Below are 20,617 nucleotides of genomic sequence, written 5' to 3'. Positions count from 1 at the left end.
CCGACATTGTTCACCCGTGCGGGCCCCAACCGGAAATCGCGGCGGGACTCAGAGCGGGCCGCCCCCGCCGCCGCCACCGGTCTCGCCCGGGCTCGGCGTGGGCGGCGGGGTCGTGGGAGTCGGGTTCGGCGACGGCCGCCGCGTCGTCCGCGACGGCGTCGGAGTCGGCTCCGCCGGCGTGGTCTGCCGCCCCGGCGGCGGCGGAGGCGGCTCCTCCAGGCTCGGCTGGCACGCGAACAGCAGCAGCATCAGCAGCGCCAGCGCCGCCAGGATCCCCGCCAGCGTCAGGATCGCCGCGACCAGGCCCCGGTCCGCGCGCTCCGGCGCCGCCGGACCCGCCGGAACGTACGGGGCGGGCGGGCGCTCCAGCGCCGGACCCTCGCCGGCCCCCAGCCAGTACGGCTGGAACTGCGGCCCCCGCAGGCGCCCCGCCCAGCGGCCCCGGGACGAACCCGCCAGCGTCACCGGCTCCAGGAACCGCTCCGCACCCGCACGGCCGGAACGATCGGCGTCATAGGACGTCGCCACCCACGGCGCCTCGCCCTCGGGCTGGGCCGCCACGATCGGCGCCGGATCCGTCGCCCCCAGCCGCGGCGGCCGCCCCGGACCCGGCAGCTCGGAGGTGATCGCGGCGCGGAACCGGTCCCGCGCCGCGGCGTCGCCCGCCGCGCCGCGGTTGAGCACGGCCACGCTCGCGCGCTGACCGGAATCGTCCATCCCGAGATACACGATCCCGGCGGAGGACTCCGACAGCCGGGCGGACAACCGGAACGGACCCAGCCGCGCGGGGTCACCGGGTGGCAACGGCCTGGACATGGCCGCAACCCTACCGCCGCGCGCGGGCATCGGGCTCACCATGAGGCGCCCACGCCGTCCCCCTCGGCGGTACGTTCGTCCCGAACCAACGGGTACATGTGATCGCGTAGGGTCGGAAAAAGCGCCCGCCAGCACCCGGAGGACAGGACTCCCTGATGACCGTCGCAGCCCACGATGTCGACCAGGCCGCCGCGCTGCTGCAGCACACCGTGGCCGAGGTCAAGAAGGTCATCGTCGGCCAGGAGCACATGGTCGAACGCATGGTCGTCGCCCTCCTCGCCAAGGGCCACTGCCTGATCGAGGGCGTCCCCGGCGTCGCCAAGACGCTGGCCGTGGGCACCCTCGCCCAGGTCGTCGGCGGCACCTTCGCCCGCCTGCAGTTCACCCCCGACCTGGTGCCCTCCGACATCGTCGGAACCCGCATCTACCACCCCTCCACCGAGCAGTTCGACGTCGAGCTCGGCCCCGTCTTCGTCAACTTCGTGCTGGCCGACGAGATCAACCGGGCACCGGCCAAGGTCCAGTCCGCGCTGCTGGAGGTCATGGCCGAACGGCAGGTCTCGCTGGGCGGCAACACCTACCCGCTGCCCCGCCCGTTCATCGTCCTGGCCACCCAGAACCCGATCGAGTCCGAGGGCGTCTACCCGCTGCCCGAGGCCCAGCGCGACCGGTTCCTGATGAAGATCGACGTGCGCTACCCCGGCGCCCACGAGGAACTGCAGATCCTGCGCCGGATGAGCGTCGACCCGCCCGCCGCCGAGACCGTCCTCGACCTGGACCAGCTGGCCTCCCTGCAGCGCGCCGCCCAGGAGGTCTCGGTGCACGAGCTGGTCGCCGACTACATCGTCCGGCTGGTGATGGCCACCCGCGAGCCCGAGCAGTACCGGCTGCCCGACCTGCGCCAGGTCATCGAGATCGGCGCCAGCCCCCGCGCCACCCTCGGCCTGGTCTCGGCCGCCCGCGCGCTGGCCCTGCTCAGCGGCCGCGACTACGTCCTGCCCGACGACGTGCGCGCCGTCGCCCGCGACATCATGTCGCACCGCATCGTGCTGACCTTCGACGCCCTGGCCGACGGCGTCGACACCGGCGACGTCGTCACCCAGATCCTCACCGCCGTCCCACCGCCCCGCGTGGTGTGGAACCACGGTGCGGTGACCGCCCAGTGAGCCCCGCCCGCCCCCGCGGCGAGCGCGGCGGCAAGCTCGCCGCCCTCGCGCCCGAGCGCACCCTGCGCCGCCTGGAGCTGACGGTCACCCGCCGCCTGGACGGCCTGCTCAACGGCGAGCACCTCGGGCTCATCCCCGGCCCCGGCACCGAGCAGGCCGAGGCCCGCGTCTACCAGCCCGGCGAGGACGACGTCCGGCACATGGACTGGGCCGTCACCGCCCGTACCACCACCCCCCACGTCCGCGACCTCATCGCCGACCACGAGCTGGAGGCGTGGGCCCTGATGGACCTCACCCCCAGCATGGACTTCGGCACCGCCGCCATGGTCAAGCGCGACCTGGCCGTCGCCGCCCTGGCCGCCGTCGGCTTCCTGACCGTACGGCTCGGCGACCGCGTCGGCGCCTACCTCCTGCAGCCCGAGGGGATGCGGCGCTGGCCCGCCCGTACCGGCAAGGCCGCCATGTACGGCCTGCTGCAGGCCATCCTGGACGCCGCGCCCGAGGCCGGCCGCGCACCGGGCGGCGTCCAGGGCGGCCACCGGATCGGCGCCCGCACCTTCAGCGACCGGCCCGTCAACGGCCTGGCCGACGGGATCGCCGCCCTCGACCGCGGCCAGACACGCCGCGGCCTGCGCGTGGTCATCTCCGACTTCCTGCCGCCCGCCGACCAGGCCCCGCCCGGCCCGGACGCGCCCGGTTCCGCGGGCACCGGGCGCCAGGCCCTGGACTGGGAGCGCCCGCTGCGCCGGCTGGCCGCCCGCCACCAGGTCCTGGCCGTGGAGATCATCGATCCGCGCGAGCTGGACCTGCCCGACGTCGGGCTGGTGGAGATGACCGACCCCGAGACCGGCGCCGTCCACGAGATCGTGCTCAACCGGCGCGTCCGGGAACGCTACGCCGCGGCCGCCGCCGCCCAGCGCGAGCGCACCCGCACCGCCCTGCGCGGCTGCGGCGCCCACCACCTGGTGCTGCGCACCGACCGCGACTGGGTCGCCGACGTCGCCCGCTTCGCGCTGCGCCAGCGCCGCGCCGCCGGGCGCGCCGTCGCCACCGCCGGAGTGCGCCCATGACGTTCCTGTCGCCCGAGCGGCTCTTCCTGCTGGTCCTGGTCCCGCTCCTGACCGCCGTCTACGTCGTCCTGCAGCTGCGCCGCGGCCGGTACGCGGTCCGCTTCACCAACCTGGCCCTGCTGTCGGAGATCGCGCCCAAGCGGCCCGGCTGGCGGCGGCACGTGGCCGCCGGGCTGTTCCTGGCGATGCTGCTGATCATGATGATCGGGTTCGCCCGCCCCGCCACCGAGGTCAAGGTCCCGCGCGACCGCGCCACGATCATGGTCGCCGTCGACGTCTCGCTGTCGATGATGGCCAAGGACGTACCGCCCGACCGGTTCGAGGCCGCCAAGGACGCCGCCAAGAAGTTCATCCGCGACCTGCCGGGCCGCTTCAACGTCGGCGTCGTCGGGTTCGCCGGCAACGCCAACCTGGTCGCCGCGCCGTCGGCCGACCGGCAGGCCGCCATCGCCTCCATCGACCAGCTCGCCCTGGCCAAGCGCACCGCCATCGGCGAGGCCGTCTTCACCTCCCTGCAGGCCGTCCGGTCCTTCGACACCCAGGCCAGCGAGGACCCGCCGCCCGCCCACATCGTGCTGCTGTCGGACGGCGACAACACCACCGGCCGCTCGGTCAGCGAGGCCGTCGACGCCTCCCGCACCGCCCAGATCCCCGTCTCGACGATCGCGTTCGGTACCCCGTACGGCACCGTCGACATCGAGGGCGAGACCACCAGCGTCTCGGTCAACAAGGAGACGCTGCGCGCGCTGGCCGAGGGCAGCGGCGGCAAGCCCTACGAGGCCGCCGACGGCGGGCAGCTGTCGGAGGTCTACTCCAGCATCGGCAGCTCGCTCGGCTTCAAGATCGAGCACCGCGACGTCGCGGCCCGCTTCACCGGCATCGCGCTGCTGTTCGGGCTGGCGGCCGGCGGGGCCTCGCTGGCCTGGTTCTCCCGGCTCCCGTAGGGTCCGGGCGCTGGTACGGTCATCCGACGTGGGGGAACACTACTTCGCGCCGCGCCCGGGATCCGCCGGCCGGCCGCGCACCGTCGATCTGGTCCTGCCGGATCTGCATCTGCGCCTGGGGACCGACAGCGGCGTCTTCTCGCCCGACCGCGTCGACCTGGGCACCCGGATCCTGCTGGAGACCGTCCCTCCTCCCCCGGCAGCGGGGGATCTGCTGGACCTGGGCTGCGGGTACGGCCCGATCGCGCTCACGCTGGCGCGGCGCTCGCCGCAGGCGAGGGTTTTCGGGGTGGACGTCAACGAGCGAGCGCTGGAGCTGGCCCGGGAGAACGCCACGGCCGCCGACCTTGACAATGTAAGGTTCAGCTTGGCGGATGAGGTCGACCCGGCGCTGCGCTTCGCGGCGATCTGGTCCAACCCGCCCATCCGGATCGGCAAGGCCGCCCTGCACGAGCTGCTGCTGGCCTGGCTCCCCCGGCTGGCCCCCGGCGGCCTGGCCCACCTGGTCGTCCAGAAGCACCTGGGATCGGACTCCCTGCAGCGCTGGCTCGCCGGCCAGGGCTTCCCCACCGAACGCATCGCCTCCCGGTCGGCCTACCGCGTCCTGGCCGTCTCACCCCGCACCGAAAGCGAACCCGCATGAGCACCGACCAGCAGCCGGCCCGCAGGCAGCTGCGCCCCACCGACGTCAAGCGCCTCAACCGCGACTGGCGCCGGCGCACCGAGGGACGGCTCGGCCTGCTGGTGGAGTCGGTCACCCAGCCGTTCAACATCGGCTCGATCCTGCGCAGCTCCGCCGTCTTCGGCGTCGAGCGCCTGTGGCTGGCCGGCAACGCCACCGAGCCCACCAACCGCAACGTCAGCAAGACCGCGCTCGGCACCGAGCGCCTGGTCCCCTGGGAGCACGCCGGCACGCCCGCCGCGGCCGCCGCGGCCATCCGCGCCCAGGGGATGCGGCTGGTCGCGATCGAGCTCACCGGCGACGCCGTACCGCTGCACGAGGCCCCGCTGGACGGCGCCGTGTGCCTGGCCGTCGGCGGTGAGGACCACGGCTGCTCCCCCGCCCTGCTGGCCGCCGCCGACGCGGTCGCCTACATCCCGCAGATGGGCCGGGTCGGGTCCCTCAACGTCGCGGTCGCCACCGCGATCGCGCTCGCCGAGGCCCGGCGGCGCGAATGGGCCGCTCCTTGACATAGTAAAGTTCTGCCTGGATCGCGGGACGGCGCCGGTACCGCCATAATCGGAGGAGTGCCGCGCAGCTACGAATTCCTGGACCATCCCGCTCCCATCCCCTTCGCCCACCGCGGAGGCGGCGGCCGCCCCGAGAACTCCATGGCCGCGTTCCAGCACGCCCTCGACCTGGGCTACCGCTACCTGGAGACCGACGCGCACGCCACCGCCGACGGCGCCGTGATCGCCTTCCACGACCGCACCCTCGACCGGGTCACCGACCGCACCGGCACGATCACGCAGCTGCCGTACGCCGAGATCGCCCTCGCCCGCATCGACGGCACCGAGCCCATCCCCCGCCTGGAGGACGTCCTGGGCTCCTTTCCCGGGGCCCGCGTCAACATCGACATCAAGGACGCCCCCGTCATCGGCCCCCTCGCGCGCGTCCTGCACCGCACCCGCGCGTGGGACCGGATCTGCATCACCTCGTTCTCGACCCGGCGGCTGGCCCAGATGCGCGCCCGGCTGCCCCTGTACACCGACAAGGACGTCTGTATGGCCCTGGGGCCGCGCGGGGTGATGGCACTGCGCGCCAAGTCCTACGGAGGCCCCACGGCCAAGCTCGTGCGCCTGGCCGCCACCGGCGTCGCCTGCGCCCAGGTGCCCTACGGCCTGGGGCGCCTGCCGTTCGTCACCGAGGCCTTCATCGCCCAGGCGCACGCGCTCGGCCTCCAGGTGCACGCCTGGACCGTCAACGACCCCGCCCAGATGGAACGCCTGCTGGACCTGGACATCGACGGCATCATGACCGATGAGCTGGAGACCCTCCGCCACACCATGACCAGCCGCGGCCTCTGGCCCCGCTCGGCCCCGGCCGTCGGCTGACCCGACACAACACACCGACATCCAGGTACTCCCGGTCATGGAACGACCACCAATTGTCACGATCATGACTAAGCTCGGGTGCGAACGCCGTCCCCTCTCCCCGAGGATCTGACATGCGCCCCCTCGATCCGAACGCCGAACCCTGTGACCTCGCCGTCCCGGCCGAGATCAGGGAGGGCGTTCACCTCCAGTACGTCCTCTACCGCTTCCACGACGCCTCACGGCGACTTCTGTACGTGGGCATCACCACCGGCAACCCACGCGCCCGCTGGAGGGCTCATCAGCGCAAGTCACCGTGGTGGCAGTACGTGGCCTTCGTCAGCGTCGAGCACATGCCCACCTGGAAGGAGGCCCGCGCCGCAGAGCGCGCCGCCATCCGGTCAGAGGATCCGCTGCACAACATCGCCGATCGCCCTGGCTGGTACCCGGCGCGCGATGCCGGCGAGAGGCGCAGGGCACGCCATGGCGAGCGGGCCGATGGAGAAGGCGGCCGCGAAGAGATCCCGGTGACCCAGGCGCGAATGATGTTCAAGGAGCTGGTGGACCAGGTGGCCTATGGCGGCCGGCCGGTGATCATCACCCGGCGGGACAAGGCCGTGGCGGGCGTGATCTCGGCGGAGGACTTCGAGTTGCTGATGAACCATGCCCACGGGAGTACGCCGCCTCGCAGGCCTCTTCGCTAAGGCCGGCGGCCGAAGCCGGGAGGCTGCGGGCCTGGAGGCCGGTACTGGGCGGCGATGGGGAGCGGGACACTGTCCGGTACGTGTCGCGGGCCATCGTCGGCGATGGTCTCCGCCAGCCTGAGCTCGACCCGTCCCGCGCGGACCCGGCGCAGCAACTCCAGATCGTCGGCCGAGACGATGCCGGCCACCGTCTTGCCGTGGCGAGTGAGGACGACCTCCTCGCCTCCGTAGACGACCCGGTTCACCAGCTCGGCGAAGATCTTCCGGGCCTTCGTCACCGCGATTTCCACGTATTCATCCTATAGCGAACTAGCTCCACGGCTCTCGCTCTGGCCTGTACTTAAAATGTACAGTTTGTACATACCCTCAAGGAGGCCCAGATGCGCGAAGAACCCAAGCCGGACCTGCTCCAGAACCGGCCCGAGACCTACATCGGCCGCACGCACGCCTCGGTGAGCGCGCCCGAGCTGATCGCGAACGAGGCGCTCTTCCAGCGGCTGCTGTCGCAGCGGATCGTGTTCCTCGGGCAGGAGATCGACGACCAGCTGGCCAACAAGGTCTGCGCCGAGCTGCTGCTGCTGGCCGCGCAGGACGGGCGCCGCGACATCACGATGTACATCAACTCCCCCGGCGGGGTCGTGGACGCCGGAATGGCGATCTACGACATGATGGAGTTCGTCCCCAACGACATCTCCACCGTCGCCATGGGCATGGCGGCCTCCATGGGCCAGACGCTGCTGTGCGCCGGGACGCGGGGCAAGCGGTACGCGCTGCGGCACGCGCGGGTGATGATGCACCAGCCGCACGGGGGCATCGGCGGGACGGCGTCCGACATCAAGATCCAGGCCGAGCAGTCGCTCTACCTCAAGTCGGTCCTGGCCGAGCGGCACGCCTTCCACACCGGCCACACCCTGGCCGAGATCCAGGCCGACTCCGACCGGGACCGCTGGTTCACCGCCGAGCAGGCCCGCGAGTACGGCATCGTCGACCACGTCATCGACAGCACCGACCGGGTGGGCTCGTGATGGAGGGGAACCGGCCGCAGAGCCGCTACATCATGCCCTCGTTCGTGGAGCGGACGTCGTATGGCACCAAGGAGATGACCCCGTACAACAAGCTCTTCGAGGACCGCATCGTGTTCCTCGGGACGCCGGTCGACGACACCTCCGCCAACGACGTGACCGCCCAGCTGCTGGCCCTGGAGGGCATCGACCCCGACCGGCCGATCAGCATCTACATCAACTCGCCCGGCGGCTCGCTGACGGCCATGCTGGCCATCCACGACACCATGCAGTACATCAGGCCCGAGATCGAGACCACCTGCGTGGGACAGGCCGCCTCGGCGGCCGCCATCCTGCTCGCCGCCGGTACCAAGGGCCGCCGGGCGGCGCTGGCGCACTCGCGCATCCTGCTGCACGAGCCCGCCGTGGAGGGCGCGATGCGGGGCCAGTCCAGCGACATGGAGATCCAGGCCCGCGAGATCCTGCGGCTGCGCGCCCAGATGGAGCGCATCGTCGCCGAGGCCACCGGCCGCGATGCCGACGAGGTGCGCCGGGACCTGGACCGCGAACGCTACTTCACCGCCGAGGAGGCCAAGGAGTACGGCCTGATCGACGACGTCCTCACCACCCGGGGCTAGTAGGGCCTGTCTCAAAGTGGCCTCAGCCACCGCGCGAGCGCGCTACCTGGCCGGAGAGGCAAAGCCGAAGGCGAGCCTCACCGGCCAGATCGCGAAGCGATGCCGCGCTCGCCCAAGAACCGGTCACGGTGCGAGCCGCCAGGCGAGCACCGTGAGCCGGGTCTTCGGAAACACAGCCGCCAGGCGAGCACCGTGACCGGGACTTTGAGACAGCGGGCGAACAGAGCGCGCCGAGCAGGGTTGGACCGCCCTCCGGGCGGGAATCTTGTGCAGGTATTCAGCGTTGGGCAGGACGAGACCGCAAGCCGTCTTGGGAGGCACGTAACGATGGCCGAGCGCGCACTTCGCGGCACTCGACTCGGAGCGACGAGCTACGAGAACGATCGCAACACCGACCTGGCCCCTCGCCAAGAGGTGGACTATACCTGCACGAAGGGCCACCGGTTCACCGTGACGCTCGCCGCCGAGGCCGAGGTGCCGATGACCTGGGAATGCCGCAGCTGCGGCGCCACCGCACTCAGGGTGGACGGTGAACTGCCCCAAGCCAAGAAGGGCAAGACACCGCGCACCCACTGGGACATGCTCATGGAGCGCCGGACGGTGGAGGACCTCGAAGAGGTGCTCGCCGAGCGCCTGGAGATCCTCCGGGCCGGCCGGAGGCGGAGCGCCTGACACTGCCTGACCTGTATTGACCGGAATCGGAGCCCGTGCCCCCCAGGGGGCGCGGGCTCAGGTCATGTCAGGGCCGGGGTCACTTCGGGGCGTCGTCGTCCTGGACGACCTCGCCCCGGACCACCCGCGGCGACTCCTCGGGCGCGCGGGTCGCGTACGGGGTGAAGGCCTCGCGGGTCATCCCGGGCGGGAACGCGCGGGCCTCGGCCTCGCGCAGCCGCCGGGAGCCGTAGGCGGCCAGCGGGCGCCGCACCAGCGGCCGGGTGAACGGCAGGACCAGCAGCAGGCCGAGCAGGTCGGTGAGGAACCCCGGCGCCAGCAGGAGCAGTCCGCCCGCCAGCACCAGCGCCGAATCCGACAGCTCGCGCTCGGGCGGCACGCCGCGCCTGCCGGCCTCCTGCAGGACGCGCCAGGCCCGCCGGCCCTCCCGGCGGGTGATCCAGCCGCCCAGGGCGCTGGTGGCCAGCACGGCCGCCAGCGTCCACCACCCGCCGATCAGGCCGACGGCCTGGGCGATCACCACGATCTCCAGGATCGGCGTCAGCAGGATCACCAGGAGCAGTACGAGTGCCGGCATGGCTCCATCTCAGGTTCGTGGAACGGGCTTCCGTCCTGTTCAACGCCGGGACGGCCGCGAACGTTTCCCCGGCTCAGCCGCGAGCGCGGCGCAGCCGGTCCACCCGCTCGGCCATCCCCCAGTAGGTGATCCGCCACATCGCCTCGGCGGCGACGTCGCGGCTCATCTTGCTGCTGCCGTGGGTGCGCTCCAGGAACGTGATCGGCACCTCGACCACCCGCAGGCCCTCGCGCAACGTGCGCAGCGCCAGGTCGATCTGGAAGCAGTAGCCGCGCGAGTCGACGTCGGCCAGGCCGATCTTCTGCAGGGTGGCGGCCCGGAACGCGCGGAACCCGCCGGTGGAGTCGTGCAGCGGCACGCCCAGCATCAGCCGGGCGTAGGTGTTGGCGCCCCGCGACAGCGCCTGGCGCCGCTTGGACCAGTTGCGGACCTCACCGCCGGGCACGTACCGGGCCCCGATCACCAGGTCGGCGTCGCTCAGCGCCGACAGCAGCCGGGGCAGCTCCTCGGGCTGGTGCGAGCCGTCGGCGTCCATCTCGACCATGACGTCGTAGCCGTGGTCGGCGGCCCACCGGAACCCGGCGATGTAGGCGGGGCCGAGGCCCTCCTTGCCGGTGCGGTGCAGGACCCTGACCTGCTCGTCGGCCTTGGCCAGGCCGTCGGCCAGTTCCCCGGTGCCGTCGGGGCTGGCGTCGTCGACGACCAGGACGTCGGCGGTGGGCACCGCCTGGCGCACCCGGCCGGTGATGGCCTCGATGTTGTCCCGCTCGTTGTACGTCGGGATGATCACGAGCACCCGGCCGAGGCCGGCTGGGATCTCCATCGGCGTCAATTCCCCTCGTTCTTCCTGCCGGTGAGCCACGCGGCCCAGCAGGCCGCCCCCGCGGCCAGTACGGCCAGCGCCCACTCCGGTAGGGCGCCGGCCCGGTCGGCGAGCGTCGTGGACGTGCGCGCCGGGACCGAGGCCACCTGGATGTCGGGCACGAACTCGCGCGACTTGTCGATCATCCGGCCGTCCGGTGCCACGATCGCGCTGATGCCGCTGGTCGCCGCCACCAAGATCGTACGGCCATGCTCGACCGCGCGCAGCCGGGACATCGCGATCTGCTGGGCCGGCAGGCTGGTCCTGCCGTAGGTGGCGTTGTTGGTCTGCACGACCAGGAGTTCGGCGGCGGCCACGTCGCGGACCTCCTTGTCGTAGGCGACCTCGAAGCAGATCACGTCGCCGATGGTGGTACCGCCCATCCGCATCACGCCGGAGCGGGTGCCGCGGGCGAAGTCGCGCGGGATCCGCTCGAACCGGGTGATCAGCCGGGTGAGGATGTCGCGGAACGGCAGGTACTCGCCGAACGGCACCGGGTGCCGCTTGACGTAGTAGTCGCCGGGGCCGCTCTGCGGGTTCCAGACGATGCCGCGGTTCTCGACCTGCTCCCCGTCGGGGGTGTCGGTGAGCGCGCCGACCAGCACCGGGACGCCGATCTCCTTGACCACGGCGTCGATCGCGGTGTAGGCCCCGGGGTCGGAGTAGGGGTCCAGGTCGCTGGCGTTCTCGGGCCAGACCACCAGCTCGGGCTTGGCGACCTGGCCGGACCTGACCCGGGCGGCCAGCTCGCGGGTGGCCTTGACGTGGTTGTCCAGGACGGCCCTGCGCTGGCTGTTGAAGTCCATGCCGAGCCGGGGGACGTTGCCCTGGATCACGGCCACGGTGACGGGCCGGCCGGCCGTGGGCGTCGGGATGAGCAGCCCGCCGCCGATGATGGCGGCAGCGGCGGCGAGGCAGACCGCGAGCGGCTTGATCAGCGCCCGGCGGGCGGGGCCGCGGCCCGAGCCGTCCTCGGCCCGGGCGGCGCGGCGGCGGGCCCGCAGGACGGCCAGGGCGCCGTACGCCAGCAGGCCGCCGACCAGCGCCGTCATGAACGTGACGAAGGGCGCCCCGCCGACCGAGGCGTACGGGGTGAGGGGCGTGGCGGTCTGGCTGAAGGCCAGCCGCGCCCAGGGGAACCCGCCGAAGGGCACCCGGCCGCGGACCAGTTCCTCGGCGACCCACATCGCCGCGGCCCAGACGGGCCAGCCGGGCAGCCGGGTGACCAGCGCGATGCCGGCGCCCATCGGTGCGAAGTAGAGCGCCTGGACGGCGGCCAGCAGCAGCCACGCGTCCGGGCCGATCTTGACCAGGCCCTCCAGCACGGGGACGAAGAACGCGACGCCGGCCACGAAGCCCAGCCAGGCACCGGTCCTGGCGGGCATCCCGTGCAGCGTCAGGACCAGCAGCGCCACGCCGGGGAAGATCAGCGGGGTGAGGTCGGCGGGCGGGAACGCCAGCCACATGCACAGCCCGGAGGCCACGGCCAGCAGCGTGCGCGGCCAGCCCGCCCGGCCGCCGCCGCGCAGCCGGTCCGTCCGGGAGCGGGACGGGACCGCGGCGGCCTGATCGGCGGCACCGGCGGCGCCCGCGGTGGCCGCGGCGACCGCCGTCCGTTCCGGCAGGATCTCCTGCGCCAATTCCGCTCCCTGTTCCGTGACCGGGGGCGGCCCGTTCCGGGCCGCACCGCTTTCCGGAACGCTACCGGGCCGCGGCGCCCACGGCGACCTGCGCAGGTCCCCGGCGAGGCCGCGCGGAGTTCACCGGCCCGTTCCCGCAGGGAAAGCCGGTCCTGCCACGTTCCTCACCGGGAACGCGCAAGTTGCGGGGCGTCGGCCGGCGATCCCCCGCCCGACCTACGCCATCGCACGCTTGGAGCCTGGGAAATGACGCGATTCACGCGCGCCGCCCTGCTGGCGGGGGCGGCCGCGGCCGCCCTGACCGCCTGCGGGTCCTCCGCGGCCTCGGACGACACCGCCGGCGAGCTCACGTTCGCGGCCGTGCCCTCGGAGCAGAACATCGACCCGAACGTGGAGTACAAGGACATCATCGCGCTGATCGAGAAGAACACCGGCAGGAAGGTCACGTTCGTCCGGTCCACCGACTACAACGCGGTGATCGAGGGCATGGTCTCCGGCAAGATCGACATCGCCGAGTTCGGCCCGCTCTCGTACGTGCTGGCCCGCAACAACGGGGCGCGGATCGCCCCGGTGGCGGCGATGATCAAAAAGGGCGAGGCGCCGACGTACCGCAGCTACGGCGTCGTGCCCAAGGGCAGCGCGATCACCGATCTGGCCGGGTTCAAGGGCAAGAACGTGTGCTTCGTCGACCCGAGCTCGACCTCGGGCTACCTGTTCCCCTCCGCCGGGCTGCAGTCCCAGGGCATCGACCCCAAGACCGGTGTGCGGCCGGTCATGGCGGGCGGTCACGACAGCTCGGCCCTGTCGGTGAAATCGGGCAAGTGCGACGCTGGGTTCAGCCTGCAGACGATGGTCGACTCGGTGCTGCCCGCCAAGAAGGAGCTGGCGCCCGGCGATCTGAAGGTCGTGTGGAGGTCCCCCGCGATCCCCGCCTCGCCGATCGCCGTCCGCACCGACCTGCCCGGCGGCCTCGGTGCCGCGCTGACCTCGACGTTCACCAAGGACGCCAACAAGGACCGCATGGTCGCGCTGGGCGTGTGCAAGGACGCCGCGTCGTGCAAGGTGACCTCCGACCCCTCCTACTGGGGCTACCAGGCCATCGACGACAAGGCGTTCGATCCCGTCCGGCAGGTGTGCGCCGCCACCCGCAACGACCAGTGCTCGAAGTCCGCATGAGCGCCCCGCATCCGGCCCCGGTCGTGGAGGTGCGCGGGCTGGTCAAGGCGTTCGGCTCCGTACGGGCCTGCGACGGCGTCGACCTCACCGTCCAGCAGGGCGAGCTGCTCGGGCTGGTGGGACGGTCGGGGTCGGGCAAGTCCACGCTGCTGCGCCACCTGAACGCCCTGGCCCGCCCCGACTCCGGCAGCGTGCAGGTGCTCGGCACCGATCCGGCCACCGCGCGCGGGAGCGAGCTGCGCGGGCTGCGCCGCCGGGTCGGGGTGGTGTTCCAGCAGTTCAACCTGATCGGCCGCCTGACGGTGATGGAGAACGTGCTGACCGGCGCCCTCGGGCAGGTCCGGGTGCCCCGGTACGGCATCGTGACCTGGCCCAAGGCGATCAGGCGTGAGGCTTTGGAGCAGTTGGACCGGGTCGGCCTGGCCGACCGGGCCTACCAGCGCGCCGACAGCCTCTCGGGCGGCCAGCAGCAGCGGGTGGCGATCGCCCGGATGCTCATGCAGCGCCCCGAACTGGTGCTGGCCGACGAGCCGGTCGCCTCGCTCGACCCCGAGAGCGCCGCCACGGTGATGGGGCTGCTGTTCCAGATCTGCCTGGAGGACCGGCTCACGGTCATCTGCACCCTCCACCAGACCGAACTGGCCCTGGCCTGGACGCGCCGCATGGTCGGGCTGCGCGAGGGGCGCGTCGTCCTGGACGCCGCCACCGCCGATCTGGACCGCGACCAGGTGCGGCGGGTCTACACCGACGGCTGCGAGCCCGCCGTACGCCCCGTACCGGATCGCCAGGGCCGGGCGGGCCGCCCCGGCCACGCGGAACGGCAGGATGAGGCGACCGTCAGGGCGGCCTCGTGACGGCGGTGCCCTCGGCCCCCTCCCGGGTCCCGGGTCCGCCGCTGACCGCCCGGCGCGCCGCCGCTTGGCTGTTCCCCCTGGTGTTCTGCGGGCTCGGCCTGGCGGCGGTGGCCCACACCCGGGTGAACCTGGCGACGCTGGCCGACGGGATGGGCGCCGCGGCCGGGCTGCTGGCCCGGTCGTGGCCGCCGACGCTCGCCGATCCGGCGGTGACGGCAGCGCACGTGCTGGACAGCCTCTGGATGGCGGTGGCCGGGACCGCGCTGGCCACGGCGTTCGCGATGGTGCTGGCGGTGGGGGCGGCGCGCAACACGCTGTCGTCGTTCCCCCGGGCGGCCCGGCCCGTCCGGGCGGTGTCGCTGGGCATGATCGTGGCGTGCCGGGCGATCCCGGACGTGGTCTTCGCGGTGTTCTTCCTGGCCGCGCTCGGGATCGGGCCGCTGGTCGGCGTGCTGGCCCTGGGCCTGCACTCGGTGGGGATGCTGGGCAAGCTGTTCACCGAGGCGGTGGAACGCTCCGACGAGGGCGTGCGGGAGGCCGTGGCCGGCACCGGCGCGGGACCGCTGCAGCGGCTGCTGACCGGGGTCCTGCCGCAGGCGGTGCCGTCCATGGTCGCGCACGTGCTGTTCCGGCTGGACATCAACTTCCGCGGCTCGGTGCTGCTGGGCGCCGTCGGGGCGGGCGGCATCGGGCTGGACCTGAAGACGGCGTTCGGGTTCACCGACTACCAGGAGGCGACCGGGATCGCCCTGGTCATCGTCGCGGTGGTGCTGGCGGTCGAGGCGGTCTCCATGGGGCTGCGCCGCGTCCTGCTGGGCGGCTCCCCCGGACGGCGCGGCTCCTCGCTCCCGCCCGTACGGGGGACGCGGGCGCCGTGGACCGGCGGGCGGCGGGCCGTGCACCTGGCCGGCTGGGGCGGCCTGGTCATCGTGATCGTCGCGTGCGCGCGGACCGGTCTCACCCCGCAGGCGCTGCTCGAGCTCGTGCCGCGTACGGCCGAGGCCGCGAGCCGCTTCGTCCCGCCCCGGTTCGATCCGATCGCCGCGACCCTGGTGGCCGGGCTGATCGAGACGTGCGCGATCGCGATGACCGCCACGTTCCTCGGCGTGATCGCGGGCATCCCGCTGGGGCTGCTCGCGGCCCGCACGGTGGTCGCGAATCCGGTGCTGCGGCTGCTGTCGCGCGCCATCCTGGTGGGCCTGCGCTCGATCCCCGACCTGCTGCTGGTGCTGGTGTTCGTGGCCGCGCTCGGCGTGGCGCTGGGCGCCGTGGCGGGCAGCTGCGCGCTGGCGGTGTTCACCACGGCGCTGGTGGCCAAGCTGACCGCCGACGCCGCCGAGGAGCTGCGGCCGGGGCCGCGCGAGGCGCTGGACTCCACCGGCGCGTCCGCTACGGCGGAACTGGCCGTCTCGGTGCCCGGACAGCTCGCCCCGGGCCTGGTCGGGACCGTCCTGTACGCGCTGGACCACAACCTGCGGGCGTTCTTCGTGCTGGGCATCGTGGGGGCCGGTGAGCTGGGCTTCGCGCTCAGCCAGAACATCCGGACGCTGAACTTCGACGTCGTCACCGCGATCGTGCTGCCGGTGTTCGCGGTGGTGCTGGTCGTCGAGCTGGTCTCGACCGCGGTCCGCGGTGCCCTGCGTTGAGCCGGCCGGATCAGCCCGGCCAGGCGCGCGGACGTGTGGCCCGACGGCCGGGTGCGGGCGGGTGCGGCGCAACCGCGCATTCACCGGGCGGACATCTGCCCAGCTCAGGGTGGTTGTCATGACAACCGCGCAGCTGTATCTCGAGATGGCCGACAGGCTGGAGAACGAGCTTCAGCCCGTCCCGGTGGGCTCCCGCGTCCCGAGCGAGCACGCGCTGGCGGCCCGGTTCCAGGTGAGCCGGCCCACCGCCCGCGCCGCGCTACAGGAGCTGGAACGGCGGCTGCTGGTCCGCCGGGTCCAGGGCCGGGGCACGTTCCGGCGGGGCCGGGTGGAGTACCTCATCGCCGCGCACCGCGCCCCCTCGTTCAGCGAGACCGTCCGCCGGGCCGGCGCCGAGCCGGGATCGCGGCTGCTGGCGTGCGGGGTGCGGCGGGCCGTCGAGCAGGAGCGGCGGCCCCTGGAGCTGGCCGCGGGCACCGCGGTGTGGGCGGTGGAACGGCTCTTCACCGTGAACGGGGAGATCGCCGCGTTCGCCACCAGCCTGCTGCCGCACCGCCCCCTGCCGGGCCTGGACGGCGTCCTGGGCGACGAGGTGTCCCTGCACCGGGCGCTGGCCCGCCGGTACGGCCTGGCCGTCGGGCGGCACCGCTACCGCCTGGGCCTGAACGTCCCGCCCCCGGCGGTGGCCGGCCATCTGGCCGGCGGCGACCGCAGTCCCGTCTGGCTCGCCGAGAGCGTCAACCGGACCGCCCGGGGCCACCGGATCGAGTACGCGCGCACCTACCTGCGCCCCGACGTCCTGGACGTCGTGTTCGAGATCGAGGAGGAGACATCGTGAATCCGCCCACGAGCGGCACCCCGCCCGAGCGGGGCCCGTCCGGGCCGCCCGAGCCGGCCGCGGCGCGCCGGGCCCGGCTGCTGGCCGCCGCCGAGCCCGCCGAGCTGGTCCCGGTCGCCGAGCGGCTGCTGGACGGCGGCGCCCTCGGCACGCCGCGGGTGATCCACCCGCCGGAGGTCGGCATGGTGATGCTGCAGGTCCGCGAGCCGGTCGCCGAGGAACGCTTCTACCTCGGCGAAGTGCTGGTCACCCACTGCACCGTCGAGGTCGCCGGCGCCACCGGCTGGAGCATGCGCGGCGGCGACGACCGGGTGGCCGCCCTGGCGGCGGCGCTGCTGGACGCCGCCGCCTCGGCCGGGCTGCCCGAAGCGGGCCGCGTCGAAGAGGTGTGCGCGGCCGTCGCGGCGAGACGGGCCGCGCAGGACGCGGCCGAGTGGGCCGCGCTCGTCCCGACCATCGTGGAATTCGAGGAACTGCTATGACCGCCGTCACCCACGAGGCGACCCGTCCGGCCGGGGGGATCGGCTGGGCCGCTCAGGCGGTACGGCGCTCGCCCTCCCAGGCCCGCCGCGACTTCCGCTCGCTGCTGGACGTGCTGGCCCGGCCCGGCCTCACCGCGCGGCTCGTACCGTCCCCGGACGTCCCGGCCGCGACCGTCCCCGCCGCGTGCCTGGCCGACGTCGAGGTACCGCTGGCCGTCATCGGCGGCGAGGACTGGGCGCGGGCGCTGGCGCTCGCGACCGGCGCACCGGCGGCCGATCCGGAGAACGCCCGCATGGTCCTGGCGCTGCGGCCGCTCACGCCGGCGGAGATCGCCGCGCTGCCGCGCGGTGACGCCCTGCACCCCGAACTGGGCTGCCGGCTCGTCCAGGCCGTCGACGGGCTGTCGGAAGGCCCCGACGCGGGCGGCGTCGTCCTCACGCTGAACGGGCCGGGCGTCCCCGGCGAGCGGCGGCTGACCGTCAAGGGGATGCCCGCCGAGTCCTTCCACGCCCTCGCCGAGGCGAACGCGGCGTTCCCCGCCGGGACCGACACCTTCCTGGTCGCGCCCGACGGCACGGTCGCGGGCCTGCCCAGAAGCGTCCGGATGACCATCGAGAACGGAGGTACGGGCTGATGGGGTACTCCAACGCGCGCGGCGGGGAGCAGGCCATCCTCGCGGCGGAACGGCTCGTACGGCACGAGCGGCAGGCGGGCGCCAGCCCGTGGCTGCGGCTGGACCAGATCACCGAGCGGATGCGCCTGGCGGTCGACCGGGTGATGGGCGAGGGCGGCCTGTGGGCGCCGGAGCTGGCCGCCCGGGCCGTCCGGCAGGCCGAGGGCGACGTGCTGGAGGCGGCGCAGCTGCTGCGCGCGCACCGGTCCACGCTGCCGCGGCTGGCCTACTCCGAGCCGGTCGCGGCCGGGGAGCTGATGGTGCTGCGGCGCATCTCCTCCGCGTTCCGCAACCCGCCCGGGCGGCAGCTGCTGGGCCGCACCCTCGACTACGTGGGGCGGCTGCTGGACCTCATGCCCGACGGCCAGGCCCCGGCGCAGGACGTTCATCACCACGGGCACGTCCCCGAACCCGCACGGAGTGAGCACGAGGAGGAGGACGTACGGCGGCCGGCCCGGCTGCTGGACCTGCTCCGGGAGATGGACATGGTGGTGGAACGGCGCGGGGACACCGACCCCGAGCCGTACGACATCACCCGCTCCCCCGCCCGGCCCGGCGCGCCGCGCTCGGCACGCCTGACCGCGATGGCGCGGGCGGAGACCGGCGCGCTGGTCAACCTCTGGTACACCAACACGTTCCAGCCCACCAGGCACGACCACGAGATCCCCGGCGAGGTCCGGCACGGGCGGCTCCCGGTCCGGGTCCGGCACCCGCTGACCGGCGATCCGGTGCAGATCGCGGAGGTCCGCGTGACCGAGGTCGAGACGATCGACGACCTGGACGGGCCGGAGGAGGACCGCACCCGGCTGGACGTCGGCTACGGGCTGTGCCTCGGCCACAACGAGCGCAAGGCGATCGCGATGGCCGGGCTCGACCTGCTGGCGCACCGCGACCGCGGCCGTACCGACGTGGAGCAGCGCATCCTCATCACCCTCGACGGCATCGAGGCCTCCGGGTTCCTGGAGCACCTCAAGCTGCCGCACTACGTGGACTTCCGTTCCATCCTCGACCGCAAGCGCGCGGTACGCGCCCGCGCCCAGGGAGACGCCCGATGACCCCCGCCACCACCACCGCCCCGCCCCTGCCGCCGGGCGCGCCCGTACCGGCCGGAACGCCGGCACTGGAGGGCCTGGCCGGGGACGGCGGCCCCGGCGGCATCTTCGACGAGCTGTCCAAGCGGGAGGTGCGCCGCGCGGCGCTCACCGCGGTGGCCGTCCCCGGCTACCAGGTGCCGTTCGGCTCCCGCGAGATGCCGGTCGCGCGCGGCTGGGGCTCGGGCGGCCTCCAGGTCACCCTCGCCGTGGCCGGCCCGGACGACGCGCTCAAGGTGATCGACCAGGGCGAGGACGCCGGGGTCAACGCCGCCAACCTGCGCCGCCTCATCATCGGCGACATCGGTGCCGAGCAGGTGACCGACACCCGCGCGGCCACCGTCGTCCAGTCCCGCCACCGCATCCCCGAGACGCCGCTGCGCGCCGGCCAGACGCTGGTCCTGCAGGTGCCGGTGCCCGAGCCGCTGCGCGCGGTGGAGAGCGACATGACCGAGCAGCGGCGCATGCACGCCGAGGCCGACTACGCCAAGATCTGGGTCAGCCTGTACGAGGACCTGGTCCGCAACGGCGTCATCACCCAGGCGGCGGGCTACCCGTGCCTGGTGAACGGCAGGTACGTCATCTCCCCCACGCCGATCCCCCGCTTCGACGTGCCGAAGCTGAGCGGCGCCGACCATCTGACGCTGTTCGGGGCCGGGCGGGAGAAGCGGATCTACGCCGTGCCCCCGCACACCCGCGTCGAGCCGCTGGCGTTCGACGACGTGCCGTTCCAGGTGGAGCACACCCCCGGCGCCGCCTGCGCTTACTGCGGCAGCGAGGCCACCTACCTGGTGGAGGAGCCAGCCACCGACGGCACCGTCCGGTGGCTGTGCAGCGACACCGACTTCTGCTCCCGCAACCGCTCCGAAGGGGGGACCCTGTGATGACGGCCGCACCCGGCGCGGTGGCGACCCGCGCGCTCTCGGTGGAGGGCCTGGGCAAGATCTACGGCGATCAGGGACCGGCGTCGCTGCCGGGGACCGGACCCGCACACGGCACCCCGATCTCGCCCGCGACCGGCGCCGTCGTCGCGTGCTGGGACGTGTCGTTCCAGGTCGCGCCGGGCGAGGCGCTCGGCGTGATCGGCGAGTCGGGGTCGGGCAAGTCCACCGTGCTGCGCTGCGTGGCCGGGGACGAGCGCGCCACCGCCGGCGCCGCCCGGCTGGCCGGCGGGGACGACATCCTGGCGCTGGACGGCTCCGCGCGCCGCCGGCTGCGCGTGGACCGGCTCGCGGTGGTCTACCAGGACCCGGCCGCCGGCCTGGACCTGGACATCTCCGCCGGCGGCAACGTCGCCGAGCGGCTGACCGCGGCGGGCCGGCGCGACTTCGGCCGGATCCGGGCGCGCGCCGCCGAGCTGCTGGAGCGGACCGAGGTCCCGCTGGACCGCATGGACCACGTCGTCCGCAACTTCTCCGGCGGGATGCGCCAGCGCGTGCAGATCGCCAAGGCGCTGGCGAACGATCCGCCCGTGCTGCTGCTGGACGAGCCGACGACCGGCCTGGACGCCTCCGTCGCCGCCGGGGTCCTGGACCTGCTGCGCGGGCTCCTGGAGGAGCTGGGCGTCGCGGCGGTCGTGGTGTCGCACGACTTCGCGGTCGTGGAGGCCCTCACCCGCCGGGTCGTGGTGATGCAGCACGGCCGGATCGTGGAGGCCGGCCTCACCGACCAGCTGCTGGAGGACCCGCAGCACCCGTACAGCCAGCGACTCGTCGCGGCGGCAAGGGGATGA

Annotated in this window: 24 protein-coding genes; 19 read left to right on the top strand and 5 right to left on the bottom strand. The window is 73.6% G+C overall.

Going from position 1 to position 20,617, the window contains the following annotated elements:
• Nucleotides 1–48: 48 nt before the first annotated feature.
• On the bottom strand, nt 49–816 hold the full coding sequence (locus ACH34Q_RS37410; RefSeq protein ID WP_395987905.1) for a hypothetical protein: 768 nt from the start codon (nt 814–816) through the stop codon (nt 49–51).
• A 155-nt stretch (nt 817–971) separates the two neighbouring features.
• Here ACH34Q_RS37410 and ACH34Q_RS37405 point away from each other — a divergent pair, with 155 nt between their 5' ends.
• The 7 genes from ACH34Q_RS37405 (at nt 972) to ACH34Q_RS37375 (ending at nt 6,734) form a co-directional block, all read left to right on the top strand.
• On the top strand, nt 972–1,982 hold the full coding sequence (locus tag ACH34Q_RS37405) for an AAA family ATPase (RefSeq protein WP_395987904.1): 1,011 nt from the start codon (nt 972–974) through the stop codon (nt 1,980–1,982).
• Nucleotides 1,979–3,052, top strand: a complete 1,074-nt coding sequence (locus tag ACH34Q_RS37400; protein ID WP_395987903.1) for a DUF58 domain-containing protein — start codon at nt 1,979–1,981, stop codon at nt 3,050–3,052. The genes ACH34Q_RS37405 and ACH34Q_RS37400 overlap by 4 nt, the downstream gene beginning before the upstream one ends.
• Complete coding sequence (locus ACH34Q_RS37395) at nt 3,049–3,996, top strand: VWA domain-containing protein (protein WP_395987902.1); 948 nt, start codon at nt 3,049–3,051, stop codon at nt 3,994–3,996. The genes ACH34Q_RS37400 and ACH34Q_RS37395 overlap by 4 nt, the downstream gene beginning before the upstream one ends.
• A 28-nt stretch (nt 3,997–4,024) precedes the next feature.
• Nucleotides 4,025–4,639 carry a class I SAM-dependent methyltransferase gene (locus ACH34Q_RS37390; RefSeq protein ID WP_395987901.1) on the top strand — a complete coding sequence of 205 codons (615 nt, stop codon included), beginning with the start codon at nt 4,025–4,027 and terminating at the stop codon, nt 4,637–4,639.
• Complete coding sequence (locus ACH34Q_RS37385) at nt 4,636–5,187, top strand: TrmH family RNA methyltransferase (RefSeq protein ID WP_395987900.1); 552 nt, start codon at nt 4,636–4,638, stop codon at nt 5,185–5,187. Before ACH34Q_RS37390 ends, ACH34Q_RS37385 begins: the two co-directional genes overlap by 4 nt.
• A gap of 57 nt (nt 5,188–5,244) precedes the next feature.
• Nucleotides 5,245–6,051: a glycerophosphodiester phosphodiesterase gene (locus ACH34Q_RS37380; protein WP_395987899.1), complete on the top strand. Its 807-nt coding sequence runs from the start codon at nt 5,245–5,247 to the stop codon at nt 6,049–6,051.
• Nucleotides 6,052–6,164: 113 nt separating this feature from the next.
• The gene (locus ACH34Q_RS37375; protein WP_395987898.1) at nt 6,165–6,734 is read left to right on the top strand and encodes a type II toxin-antitoxin system prevent-host-death family antitoxin; all 570 of its coding nucleotides are present in this window, start codon (nt 6,165–6,167) and stop codon (nt 6,732–6,734) included.
• Here the strand turns inward: ACH34Q_RS37375 and ACH34Q_RS37370 are convergent.
• The gene (locus ACH34Q_RS37370; RefSeq protein WP_395987897.1) at nt 6,731–7,024 is read right to left on the bottom strand and encodes a type II toxin-antitoxin system Phd/YefM family antitoxin; all 294 of its coding nucleotides are present in this window, start codon (nt 7,022–7,024) and stop codon (nt 6,731–6,733) included. The two genes, ACH34Q_RS37375 and ACH34Q_RS37370, sit on opposite strands and share 4 nt — an antisense overlap.
• Before the next feature lie 90 nt (nt 7,025–7,114).
• On the opposite strand from ACH34Q_RS37370, the gene ACH34Q_RS37365 reads away from it, so the two are divergent.
• The 3 genes from ACH34Q_RS37365 (at nt 7,115) to ACH34Q_RS37355 (ending at nt 9,045) form a co-directional block, all read left to right on the top strand.
• Nucleotides 7,115–7,759, top strand: coding sequence for a ClpP family protease (locus ACH34Q_RS37365; RefSeq protein ID WP_395987896.1), 645 nt, complete (start codon nt 7,115–7,117; stop codon nt 7,757–7,759).
• Complete coding sequence (locus tag ACH34Q_RS37360; RefSeq protein WP_395987935.1) at nt 7,759–8,373, top strand: ATP-dependent Clp protease proteolytic subunit; 615 nt, start codon at nt 7,759–7,761, stop codon at nt 8,371–8,373. Before ACH34Q_RS37365 ends, ACH34Q_RS37360 begins: the two co-directional genes overlap by 1 nt.
• A gap of 327 nt (nt 8,374–8,700) precedes the next feature.
• Entirely contained in the window at nt 8,701–9,045 is a 345-nt protein-coding gene (locus ACH34Q_RS37355; RefSeq protein WP_395987895.1) for an RNA polymerase-binding protein RbpA, read from the top strand.
• A 79-nt stretch (nt 9,046–9,124) separates the two neighbouring features.
• Here ACH34Q_RS37355 and ACH34Q_RS37350 read toward each other — a convergent pair whose 3' ends face one another.
• The 3 genes from ACH34Q_RS37350 to lnt all read right to left on the bottom strand — a co-directional run bounded on the left by ACH34Q_RS37350 (nt 9,125) and on the right by lnt (nt 12,124).
• Complete coding sequence (locus ACH34Q_RS37350) at nt 9,125–9,622, bottom strand: FxsA family protein (protein WP_395987894.1); 498 nt, start codon at nt 9,620–9,622, stop codon at nt 9,125–9,127.
• 73 nt (nt 9,623–9,695) lie between these two features.
• On the bottom strand, nt 9,696–10,445 hold the full coding sequence (locus ACH34Q_RS37345) for a polyprenol monophosphomannose synthase (RefSeq protein ID WP_395987893.1): 750 nt from the start codon (nt 10,443–10,445) through the stop codon (nt 9,696–9,698).
• A 5-nt stretch (nt 10,446–10,450) separates the two neighbouring features.
• Entirely contained in the window at nt 10,451–12,124 is a 1,674-nt protein-coding gene (gene lnt / locus ACH34Q_RS37340) for an apolipoprotein N-acyltransferase (protein ID WP_395987892.1), read from the bottom strand.
• A 246-nt stretch (nt 12,125–12,370) separates the two neighbouring features.
• Here lnt and ACH34Q_RS37335 point away from each other — a divergent pair, with 246 nt between their 5' ends.
• The 9 genes from ACH34Q_RS37335 to ACH34Q_RS37295 all read left to right on the top strand — a co-directional run bounded on the left by ACH34Q_RS37335 (nt 12,371) and on the right by ACH34Q_RS37295 (nt 20,617).
• Nucleotides 12,371–13,300 (top strand): phosphate/phosphite/phosphonate ABC transporter substrate-binding protein, encoded by a 930-nt coding sequence (locus tag ACH34Q_RS37335; protein ID WP_395987891.1) that lies wholly within the window; start codon nt 12,371–12,373, stop codon nt 13,298–13,300.
• Entirely contained in the window at nt 13,297–14,154 is an 858-nt protein-coding gene (phnC, locus tag ACH34Q_RS37330; RefSeq protein ID WP_395987890.1) for a phosphonate ABC transporter ATP-binding protein, read from the top strand. The genes ACH34Q_RS37335 and phnC overlap by 4 nt, the downstream gene beginning before the upstream one ends.
• Nucleotides 14,151–15,800 (top strand): PhnE/PtxC family ABC transporter permease, encoded by a 1,650-nt coding sequence (locus ACH34Q_RS37325; protein WP_395987889.1) that lies wholly within the window; start codon nt 14,151–14,153, stop codon nt 15,798–15,800. Before phnC ends, ACH34Q_RS37325 begins: the two co-directional genes overlap by 4 nt.
• Nucleotides 15,801–15,918: 118 nt before the next feature.
• A complete protein-coding gene (locus ACH34Q_RS37320; protein WP_395987888.1) occupies nt 15,919–16,638 on the top strand; it encodes a GntR family transcriptional regulator in 720 nt (239 codons plus the stop codon).
• The gene (gene phnG, locus ACH34Q_RS37315; protein ID WP_395987887.1) at nt 16,635–17,120 is read left to right on the top strand and encodes a phosphonate C-P lyase system protein PhnG; all 486 of its coding nucleotides are present in this window, start codon (nt 16,635–16,637) and stop codon (nt 17,118–17,120) included. Before ACH34Q_RS37320 ends, phnG begins: the two co-directional genes overlap by 4 nt.
• On the top strand, nt 17,117–17,755 hold the full coding sequence (gene phnH, locus ACH34Q_RS37310) for a phosphonate C-P lyase system protein PhnH (RefSeq protein WP_395987886.1): 639 nt from the start codon (nt 17,117–17,119) through the stop codon (nt 17,753–17,755). The genes phnG and phnH overlap by 4 nt, the downstream gene beginning before the upstream one ends.
• Nucleotides 17,755–18,849, top strand: a complete 1,095-nt coding sequence (locus tag ACH34Q_RS37305; protein WP_395987885.1) for a carbon-phosphorus lyase complex subunit PhnI — start codon at nt 17,755–17,757, stop codon at nt 18,847–18,849. Before phnH ends, ACH34Q_RS37305 begins: the two co-directional genes overlap by 1 nt.
• Nucleotides 18,846–19,769: an alpha-D-ribose 1-methylphosphonate 5-phosphate C-P-lyase PhnJ gene (locus tag ACH34Q_RS37300; RefSeq protein ID WP_395987884.1), complete on the top strand. Its 924-nt coding sequence runs from the start codon at nt 18,846–18,848 to the stop codon at nt 19,767–19,769. The genes ACH34Q_RS37305 and ACH34Q_RS37300 overlap by 4 nt, the downstream gene beginning before the upstream one ends.
• Entirely contained in the window at nt 19,769–20,617 is an 849-nt protein-coding gene (locus ACH34Q_RS37295; protein WP_395987883.1) for an ATP-binding cassette domain-containing protein, read from the top strand. Before ACH34Q_RS37300 ends, ACH34Q_RS37295 begins: the two co-directional genes overlap by 1 nt.

Source organism: Actinomadura sp. 9N407, from assembly GCF_044326315.1.
GTDB lineage: Bacteria > Actinomycetota > Actinomycetes > Streptosporangiales > Streptosporangiaceae > Spirillospora.
Note: the sequence above shows the minus strand (reverse complement) of the source record. Positions and strands in the feature narration are given on the sequence as shown.